8 protein-coding genes are annotated in these 10,100 nt (G+C 63.0%); 4 read left to right on the top strand and 4 right to left on the bottom strand.

The annotated features are described in order from the left end of the window. From ABI213_RS16015 to ABI213_RS16000, 4 genes are all read right to left on the bottom strand, one after another. Window positions 1-1,606, bottom strand: a 1,606-nt coding sequence (locus ABI213_RS16015; protein WP_348027824.1) for a response regulator, incomplete at its 3' end; no start/stop codon positions are given. 17 nt (window positions 1,607-1,623) lie between these two features. Then, window positions 1,624-2,022, bottom strand: a complete 399-nt coding sequence (locus tag ABI213_RS16010; RefSeq protein ID WP_348005045.1) for a response regulator — start codon at window positions 2,020-2,022, stop codon at window positions 1,624-1,626. Between the two features lie 3 nt (window positions 2,023-2,025). Continuing rightward, window positions 2,026-3,870 (bottom strand): PAS domain S-box protein, encoded by a 1,845-nt coding sequence (locus ABI213_RS16005; protein WP_348005046.1) that lies wholly within the window; start codon window positions 3,868-3,870, stop codon window positions 2,026-2,028. A gap of 317 nt (window positions 3,871-4,187) precedes the next feature. Beyond that, window positions 4,188-4,778: a cupin domain-containing protein gene (locus ABI213_RS16000; RefSeq protein ID WP_348005047.1), complete on the bottom strand. Its 591-nt coding sequence runs from the start codon at window positions 4,776-4,778 to the stop codon at window positions 4,188-4,190. Between the two features lie 81 nt (window positions 4,779-4,859). Here ABI213_RS16000 and ABI213_RS15995 point away from each other — a divergent pair, with 81 nt between their 5' ends. From ABI213_RS15995 to ABI213_RS15980, 4 genes are all read left to right on the top strand, one after another. After that, complete coding sequence (locus ABI213_RS15995; protein WP_348005048.1) at window positions 4,860-6,542, top strand: NAD(P)/FAD-dependent oxidoreductase; 1,683 nt, start codon at window positions 4,860-4,862, stop codon at window positions 6,540-6,542. Beyond that, a complete protein-coding gene (locus ABI213_RS15990) occupies window positions 6,539-7,339 on the top strand; it encodes a carbon-nitrogen hydrolase family protein (RefSeq protein WP_348005049.1) in 801 nt (266 codons plus the stop codon). The genes ABI213_RS15995 and ABI213_RS15990 overlap by 4 nt, the downstream gene beginning before the upstream one ends. Window positions 7,340-7,416: 77 nt before the next feature. Next, entirely contained in the window at window positions 7,417-7,920 is a 504-nt protein-coding gene (locus ABI213_RS15985) for a hypothetical protein (RefSeq protein WP_348005050.1), read from the top strand. 201 nt (window positions 7,921-8,121) lie between these two features. Next, window positions 8,122-9,933, top strand: coding sequence for an alpha-amylase family glycosyl hydrolase (locus ABI213_RS15980; protein WP_348005051.1), 1,812 nt, complete (start codon window positions 8,122-8,124; stop codon window positions 9,931-9,933). The last annotated feature ends 167 nt before the right edge of the window (window positions 9,934-10,100 follow it).

Raw genomic sequence — 10,100 nt, 5'->3', positions numbered from 1 at the left:
CCACGCCCTCCGAGGCAATGGGCAAAATCTTCAGTGCATCCCAGTCAGTGACACCGATCCAGGCCATCTTGAACAGGCCCAGTTCAACGGCAATGCGGCAAGCCTCCTGGAACAGCTCTTCATGCTTACGCACACGCACGATCAGGGCATTGATGCCGCTGAGCACGGCGTACACGCGGTTGAGCCGCTTGATCCGCCGTTCGGCCGCCCGCTGGTCGGTAATGTCCTCGCCGATGCTGGCGTTACCCACCACCTCACCCGACACCGAGCGCAACAGGGTGTGGTTCCAGCGAATCAACCGGAGAGCCCCTTTACGGGTCTGGATTTCGCTTTCAAAATGGGTCATACCCGGCTGCTCAGCCAGCAAAGCGGCGAAACGTTTGCGTCCGGCATCCGGTGCGTGGGCCAGAAAAGTGCCGAAGTATTCACGGCCCATCACGTCCTCCCGCTGCCAGCCCGTCAGGCGCAGCAGGTAGTCGTTGCAATAGGTAATTCGACCCTCGCAGTCCAGCATCTGCGACACCATTTGCAGGTGGCCCAGCATGTCGTTGAACCGGCGGTTGCTCTCCACCAAGGCTTCGGCCGCACGCTTGCGCTCGGCCACCTCGGCCTGCAGTTGTTCGGCGTGCACCCGCACCTCTTTGTAGAGGCTGCCATTTTCGAAAATCCGGCCTACTTGCGCCGCCAGGATGGCAGCAATCTGCTCGTCTTCGTCGCTGAAATCGACCGCCCCCAGTTTGTCTACCAAGCACATCCAGCCGTAGGCGTGGGTCAGAGATACCACCGGAACCACCAGGCTGGCATACAACGGCGGATAGCCAGGTGGCAGCCCCACCGAAACGGGGTCACCGCCGGCACAACGGGTGCGGCGGGCACGGCGCTCGGCACGCACCTGGCCCAACAGACCGTGGTCGATGGCGGGGCGCTGCAGGGTTTTCAGTAGCACGGCATCGATGCCACTGGCAAAAAACACGGGCTCAGCCTGGTGTTTGCCTTGTACGCACAGCAGGACGTACTTGGCCCCCATCAGGTCCCGTGCGCCCCGGCAGACCCTGTCGAGCAGCACCTGCGGGTCGTGCTCCGAGGCCAAGTGCAAATTCAGATCGGTCAAAGCCGCCAGACGCCGGTTGGTGCCGCGCAGATCTTCCAGCTTTTCAGACAGCTTGTCGGTCATCAAGCGCATGTGGGCGCGGTCAAACTCCAGCGTATCCGGCACTGGTACCGACACCGGTGCGGGCAGCTGCGCCAGAGCATCGGCAATCGCCAACAAAATCTCTTCCGGCTCGCAGGGCTTGACCAGCACCCGCGTCACACCGCAGGTCCTGGCCAGGTTGCGGGCCTCCCGCTCTCGGTAGTGCGCGCTGTAGAAAATCACTTCGGTGGCCGCACACAGGGGGTCGGCACGCAGTTGGCGCACAAACTCGTAGCCATCCATGGTGGGCATCAGAATGTCCGAAATCACCAGGTCCGGACGCGCGCTACGTACCAGCGCCAGAGCCTGGGCACCGTCGGCCGCTTCGAGCGGCTCGTGGCCGCCATGGCGGATCAATGCCACCAGCAATTCGCGGTTTTCAGGGCGATCATCAACGACCAGTATTTTTGCCATGGGCCAGTCCGTAGGAGTTAGGTGCCTGGCGAGCTTGTGGCCCGGAGTCCAGGTGGCAGGAAGGCCGCGATTTGTGCTACAAAAATCTCGGGGGTAATGGGTTTGGTCAGGTAACCATCAAATCCGGCGGCCAGTGCAATATCGCGGTCGCCCGGCATGGAAAAGGCAGTCACGGCAACCACTGGCACCACATGCCACAGCGGGTTGCTGCGCAAACGCTGCACCACTTCATAGCCATTGAGCACGGGCATCTGCAAATCGCAAAGCACCAAGTCAGGGTGTCTTGCCAAAGCCATTTGAACACCCGCGCCACCGTCTGCCGCCTCCAGCACGGCATAACCTTGCTGGTCCAGCAGGTAACGCACCAACTCTCGGCTGAACTCTTCGTCTTCAATCACCAGAATGCAGGCGGGCATACGCTAGTCCAGCGGAAGTTCAAGGGTGAAAATGCTGCCTTGCCCGTACACGCTGCGCAGGGTTATATTGCCGCCCAGCTCCTGGGCGAGTTTGCGGCTCAGGTGCAGGCCCAGACCGGTGCCTTCGAACCTGCGCCGGTCTGCGGCTTCGACCCTGGAAAACGCCTCGAACAAACGGCCCTGATCGACCGCAGGAATGCCGGGACCGGTGTCTTCCACACTGATGCGCAGTACCTGCCCGTCCGCACCCAAGCCGCACTCCATTTGCAGGCATACCCGCCCACGCTCCGTGAATTTAATGGCATTGCCCAGCAGGTTGATGACGATCTGGCTGACCGCCCGTCGGTCGGTTTGCAGCACCCATTTCTGCGGGGCCAGCCGCAGCGTGAATTCCAACCCCTTGCTTTCGGCCTCGGGCCGCAGGGTCGCGGCCAGCTCGTCTAGCAGGTCCTGGCATTCCACCGGCTCGCGTGAGAGGTCAAACTTATTGGCCCCCAGCTTGGCCAGATCCAGCAGGTCGTTAATCAGGGACAACAGGTGGCGGGCGCTGGTCTGGACGATACGCAATTGCTTGTCCTGCTCCGGGTTGAGCGGGCCGGGCAGCTGCATGCGCAGGGTGCCGGTGAAGCCGATGATGGAATTCAAAGGCGTACGCAACTCGTGCGACATGCTGGCAAAGAACCGGTCTTTAACCAGCGCAGCGTTTTCCAATTCACGATTTTTTTCGTGCAAGGTCTGCTCAAAGCGTTTGCGCTCGGTCACGTCGCGGATGGCGCTGGATACGAACATACCGTCTTCTGTCTCCAGCGGGCTCAGGCTGATCTCCACCGGGAACTCCGTACCGTCCTTGCGCTGCCCGAACAGCTCCAGCCCCGCACCCATCGAGCGGGCCCGTGGCTGCGCAAAAAAGCCGCCGCGGTTACCCGGGTGCTGGTGGCGAAAACGCTCTGGCACCAGAATTTCGATCTTTTCGCCCAATAGTTCTTCCCGGCTCCAGCCAAACAATTGCACCGCCTGCGAATTGACCAGCACCATGGTGCCGTCATAGTTGACGATGACCATCGCGTCCGGAGCCGACTCCAGCAGGTCTTTGAATTTCTGGTCGGCCTTCTTACGGTCGGTGATGTCGCGTATGGCGCTCATCACCATGGTGCCCTCCTCCGTAGCAATGGGGCTCAGGCTAATTTCGACTGGAAACTCGTCGCCGTTCTTGCGCAAACCAAATAGCTCCAGCCCGGCACCCATGGTGCGGGTCCGGGGTTGCTGAAAAAAATGGCTCCGGTGGCCCAGGTGGGCCGTGCGAAAGCGCTTGGGCAACAGCACCTCGATGGGCTGGCCCAACAGTTCCGCACGCCCGCACCCAAAGAGCTTTTCCGCCTGAGAGTTGACCAGCACAATCCGCCCGGTCACGTTGACCATCACGATCGCGTCCGGCGTGGACTCCAGCAAATCGTGGAACCGAGCTTCCACCAGTTTGGCGTCGCGCAGCACCTTCAGGTGGGTTACATCTTTTTTGTTGGAGAGAAAGTACGCGAACTGGCCATCGGCATCTTTGACCACCTTGGTCGAAATACTGGTGTGCACCAGTGTGCCGTCTTTGCGGCGGCGCACGGCCTCATACACCACCATGCCCTGGCGCAATGCCTCGGCCTGGAAACGCAGTTCTTCGTCGGCACGGTCGTTGGGAATGACCAGATCGAAAAGCGACTGCCCTACAGCTTCCCCTTCGCTGTAGCCAAAAATAGTCTCGGCCGCCGGATTCCAGTTCAGGACGAGCCCGGTCGGCGAAATGGCCAACAGCGCATCTGGGCTGAGTGCCCAGAGCGTGCCGTTGGAGGCCGGAGTCATCCGGAAACCCTTCGCAAGCGCTCCTCCGCAAAACACAGGCATGGGCACCGCAGCCCTGCGCGGATGGTGACGGAATGGGTTTTGTGCAGAAGCATCAATTTCTCCGAAATGCAATGAACGGCTATTTGCAAGCCTTTGCCGATCGCAGGGCAAACCTGAAAGAATGACCACGCAACGAAGCGCTGGCACGCCATCCTAGTACACAAAATTTCATTTATGAAATGCATACTTGTACGGCATGGGCATAAAAAATATACGCAAAATTGACCTTTCGCGCATATTCCACCTGCGCTAGCAGCTACATATCTAGTAGCAAACTACAAATACGGCGGGGTGCAGGCCGAGACGATCTCGACCACGTTGCTCCCTGTATTGCGAAAGCGGTGCGGCAGGCTGCTGTCGAACAAATAGGCATCGCCCGCCTTCAACACACGCACCTGGTCACCCACGGTCAGTTCGATCTCGCCGCTGAGCACAATGCCGCCCTCGTGCGAGGCGTGCTCCAGCATGTCCACGCCGGTATCGGCCCCGGGCGCGTAGCGTTCTTGCAGGATTTGCAGGTTGTGGGCACGGGCATTGCCCACCTGGCGCAGCGTCAGGGTGCGGTCGCCGCTGGCACCGGGGGCGTGCTGGGTCAGGCGGGAGGTGAGGTCCACCAGGTCGGCCGGGCTATGGAACACCGCATCGGCCTGGGGCTGGTCGGGCTCGAAAAACTCCGCCATGGTCAACGGCACACCACTCAATATTTTGCGCAGCGAGGCCACCGACGGGCTGCTTTTGTTTTGCTCGATGGTCGAAATCTGGCTGGACGGCACGCCCGCGCGCTCGGCCAGCTGCCGCTGCGACCAGCCCGCCACCGTGCGCACCTGGCGCAAGCGGCTCCCCACGTCAAACGGACCATCCAACATCAATTATTTCCCCAAACGCTCAAAATATTGAGCAGAATATACGCTTATACCAATCACTTACCGATCACCTGCGAATTTTCCATGCCACTAGCCCACGCCCCCAGCGCCACCGACAAGCCGCCCGTCACCATCTTCGGCCCTGACTTTCCGTTTCCGTTCGACGACTGGATCGCCCACCCCAGCGGGCTGGGCAGCCTGCCCGCACACCACTTGGGGGCCGAGGTGGCGATTGTCGGTGCGGGCATGGCGGGCATGGTGGCCGCGTACGAGCTGATGAAGCTGGGCTTCAAACCCGTGGTGTACGAGGCCTCCAAGATGGGCGGCCGCCTGCGTTCGCAGCCGTTTGAGGGCGGCCAGGGCGTGATCGCCGAGCTGGGCGGCATGCGCTTCCCGGTGTCGAGCACCGCGTTCTACCACTACGTCAACGCGCTGGGCCTGCGCAGCCAGCCTTTTCCCAACCCGCTCACGCCCGCCAGCGGCAGCACGGTGGTGGATCTGGAAGGCCAGACTTACTACGCCGAAAAGCTGGCCGACCTGCCCGCCATGTTCCAGGAAGTGGCCGATGCCTGGGCCCGCGCGCTGGAAGACGGGGCCCAGTTCGAGGCCGTGCAAAACGCCATCCGCAGCCGCGACGTACCCGCCCTGAAGGCGCTGTGGAACACGCTGGTGCCGCTGTGGGACGACCGCACTTTCTACGACTTTGTGGCCACCTCCAAAGCCTTTGCCGGGCTGTCGTTCCAGCACCGCGAGGTCTTTGGCCAGGTGGGCTTTGGCACCGGCGGCTGGGATTCGGACTTTCCCAACTCGATGCTGGAGATCTTGCGCGTGGTGATGACCAACTGCGACGACACCCAGCGCCTGATCGTCGGCGGGGCCGACCAGGTGCCGCTGGGCCTGTGGCAACAAAAGCCCGAGCAGATGGCCCACTGGCCCGCAGGCACCAGCCTGGCCAGCCTGCACGGTGGTGCCCCGCGCGCGGGTGTGGCGGCCATCCAGCGCCAAGACGACGGCCACATTGCCGTGACCGACCGCTGGGGCGACACGCGCAGCTATGCCGCCGTGCTCACCACCTGCCAAAGCTGGCTGCTGACCACCCAGATCGCCTGCGACGAATCGCTGTTTTCGCAAAAAATGTGGATGGCGCTGGACCGCACGCGCTACATGCAGTCCAGCAAAACCTTCGTCATGGTGGACCGTCCGTTCTGGAAAGACAAAGACCCGGTGACGGGCCGCGACACCCTGAGCATGACGTTGACCGACCGCCTCACGCGCGGCACCTATTTGTTCGACAACGGGCCCGACAAACCGGGCGTGATTTGCCTGTCGTACGCCTGGATGGGCGACGCGCTGAAGATGCTGCCCCAGCCGCCTGAAAAGCGCGTCAAGCTGGCCCTGGACGCGTTGAAAAAAATCTACCCGAATGTGGACATTGCCAGCCACATCATTGGCGACCCCATCACCGTCTCGTGGGAGGCGGACCCGCACTTTCTGGGCGCTTTCAAAGGCGCGCTGCCCGGCCACTACCGCTACAACCAGCGCATGTTTGCCCACTTCATGCAAGACGACAAACCGGCCAGCGAGCGCGGCATCTTCATCGCCGGGGACGACGTGTCGTGGACCCCCGCCTGGGTGGAAGGCGCGGTGCAAACCTCGCTGAACGCGGTGTGGGGCATCCTGCACCACTTCGGTGGCCGCACGCACGCCGAGAACCCCGGCCCCGGCGATGTGTTCAAAGACATCGGCCCGATGGAGTTGCCGGAATGATGGACGTGACCAGCGATCTACGGCTAGCGCTGTTGCAGTGCGAATCCCTGCCGCTGGACGTGCCCGCCAACCTGGCCCGGCTAGACCACTTCGCCGCCCAGGCCGCCGCCGCCGGGGCGCACCTGCTGGTCACGCCCGAGATGTTTTTGACCGGCTACAACATCGGCGGCCCGGCGGCTGCGGTGCTGGCCGAGCACCCCGACGGCCCGCGGGCACAGGCCGTGGCCGCCATCGCCCGCCAGCACCAGATCGCCATCGTCTTCGGCCACCCGGAGCACGATGGCGACGGCGCAGTATTCAACGCCGCCCAGTGCGTCGATGCCCAAGGCCAGACCCTGGGCCGCTACCGCAAGACCCATCTGTTCGGCGAGCTGGACCGTGGCATGTTCCGCCCCGGCCCGGGCGACGAGCCGCTGTTTGACTTGCACGGCTGGCGGCTGGGCCTGCTGATCTGCTACGACGTGGAATTTCCCGAAAACACCCGCCGCCTGGCGCTGCAAGCTGCCGACCTGGTGGTGGTGCCCACCGCCAACATGGAAGGCTTCGACTTCGTCGCCCAGCACCTGGTACCCACGCGGGCCTACGAGAACCAGATGTTTGTGGCCTACGCCAACTTCTGCGGCAGCGAGGGCGACCTGGCCTACAACGGCCTGAGCTGCGTGGCCGCACCCGATGGTGCCGGGCTGGTGCAGGCCGGGCGCGACGCCACACTGCTGCTGGCCGACGTGACGCGCGCCGGTCTGGCCGCCGGACGCGCGCTGAACAGCCATCTGGCGATGTTCGCGAAACCACGATAAACCCCGACCGCCATGGGCTAGACCATGCGGCAATCGGCCGCGTGCGCGGTTCAGTCCTTCTGTGCCAAGATAGGTTCATGAAACCCCTGCTGCAACTGTTCCGCGCCATCCATGCGCTGGTGGCCATCTTGTTTGCCTTTGCGGCGCTGATGCTGGTTGCCATCGCGGCACGCATGGGCTGGCAGGGTTTTGTCAGCGACTGGGACCAGACGGCAGCGCAGACCATCATCGAGGCCGTCGGCCTGTTGGCGGCAGCCGTGGTGGCCCTGCAGATTGCCGAAACCATCACCGAAGAAGAAGTCATCCGCGACGCGGACATCAGCGCGCCAACGCGGGTGCGGCGCTTTCTGTCTCGCTTCTTCGTCGTGGTGATCGTGGCGCTGGCGATCGAGGGATTGGTCGCCACGTTCAAGGCACTGCATGAAGATCCGTCCCAGTTGCCCTACGCCGCCAGCATTCTGGTGGCGACGGCATTTTTGCTTGCCGCATGGGGCTTGTTCGTGCACCTGAACCGCTCTGCGGAGGAACTAGAACCCGAAGCCATGGAAGACGCCAAGCGCGAAGACGACAAGCTGAAATAGCGCCACCGCCCACAGACACGTCCGGCGCTGCGGCGGGCCAAGGCCGTCACTTTCCACAGACCAACGCCCCGGCCACGTAGGACCCCACCTACATCCGCATGCGCCCATCGCCACATGCCAAACCGCGTTGGTTTTTTTATGATGAACGTGGGCGGAGTTGCCGTCCAAACCGGTCCCTGCCACCCCACACAAAGGTTCTCCATGCCCCCAAGCCCCGCCACATCGGCCCCCATCTCTGGCATGGGGGCGGTGCCCCACGACGGTGGTGTCACCTTCCGCGTATGGGCACCCAGCGCGCAGCAGGTGAGCGTAAAAGGTAGCTTCAACGACTGGTCAGACACCGCGCACCCTATGCAGGCTGAAGACAATGGACATTGGGCGGTGGATGTCCCTGAGCTCAAGGCCGGGGCGGAGTACAAGTTTCACCTGACCCTGGCCGACGGCAGCAGCGTGGACCGCATCGACCCGCAAGCGCGCCAGGTCACCAATTCGGTCGGCACCGGCGTGGTGTACGACAGCGCTGCCTTTGACTGGCAAGGCGATGATTTCACCTTGCCCACGCACGATGCGCTGGTGATTTACGAACTGCATATCGGCTCGTTCAATGCCGAGGAAAGCGGGTCACCCGGCAACTTTGCATCGGCCACCGCGCAGCTGGACCACCTGCAGCGGCTGGGTGTGAATGCCGTGCAGGTGATGCCGGTGGCAGAGTTTGCGGGCGACTTTTCATGGGGTTACAACCCGGCGCACCTGTTTGCGGTAGAGAGTGCCTACGGCGGCCCGGACGCCTTCAAGACCTTTGTGCGCGAGGCCCACAGCCGCGGTATCGGCGTGATCCTCGACGTGGTCTACAACCACTTCGGCCCGAGCGACCTGGACCTGTGGCGCTTTGACGGCTGGAGCGAAAACGACAAAGGCGGCATCTACTTCTACAACGACGACCGCTCCAGCACTCCCTGGGGCGACACCCGGCCCGACTACGGCCGCAGCGAGGTGCGCCAGTTCATCCGCGACAACGCGCTGATGTGGCTCAACGAATACCGCGTGGACGGGCTGCGCTTTGACATGACGCTGTACATGCGCACCATCCGCGGCGAGGGCAATGACGACCTGCCCGATGCCTGGAGCCTGATGCAGTGGATCACCAAAGACATCCGGGCCAGCCACCCGCACGCCATCACCATCGCCGAAGACCTGCGCGAAAACCAGGGCATGACTGCCCAGGTGGACGAAGGCGGCGCTGGCTTCCATGCGCAGTGGGACGCCTGCTTTGTGCACCCGGTGCGGCACAGCGTGATCACCCCCAATGACGCCGACCGCTCCATGGCCGCCGTGCGCGATGCCATCGCCTACCGCTACAACGACGACGCCTTCCGGCGCGTGGTCTACAGCGAGTCGCACGACGAGGTGGCCAACGGCAAGGCCCGCGTGCCGCAAGAAGTCAACCCCGGCGATGCCGAGGGCTGGTACGCACAAAAGCGCTCCACCCTGGCCGCCGCCTTGGTATTTACCTCGCCCGGCGTTCCCATGCTGTTCCAGGGCCAGGAGTTTTTGCAGGGCGAATGGTTTCGCGACGATGTACCCCTGGACTGGCACCAGAACGAGAGCTTTAGCGGCATCGTGCGCCTGTACCACGACCTGGTGCGCGTCCGCCTGAACCGCGACGGGCTGACGCGCGGCCTGACCGGGCAAGGCTGCCATGTGTTCCACGTCAACGACGCGATGAACGTCATCGCCTTCCAGCGCTGGCGCGAGCATGGCGCGGGCGACGATGTGGTGGTGGTACTGAACTTCTCCGCCGAAGCCCGCGACGATTACCTGCTGGGCCTGCCCGAGGCGGGCACCTGGTGGGTGCGGGTGAACACCGATTCCCGCTTTTACAGCCCCGACTTCCAGCAACACGGCAGCGCGTCGTTCGATGCCCTGCCCGAAGCGCGCGACGGTCTGGCGGCCCACGCGCCGCTGAGCATCGGCCCCTACACCGCACTGGTGTTGTCGCAGCACCCAGGTTGAATTCGACAGGGGCGGAGAAGGCTTGAATGGCCATTGGGCCCCGCGCCATCCCGTCGCGTCAAAGCTATCGAGTTGATAGCTGCCTGCGCAGGCAGCACCTGCGCCAGAGCCACTTTTTGTTTAAATTTATCCTCCATTTTGTGGACGTTTTGTGGGCGGATGGGCGG

Source organism: Rhodoferax sp. (assembly GCF_039922535.1).
GTDB lineage: Bacteria > Pseudomonadota > Gammaproteobacteria > Burkholderiales > Burkholderiaceae_C > Rhodoferax_B.
The sequence above is the reverse complement of the archived record's forward strand: the minus strand, read 5'-3'. Positions and strand labels throughout refer to the sequence as shown.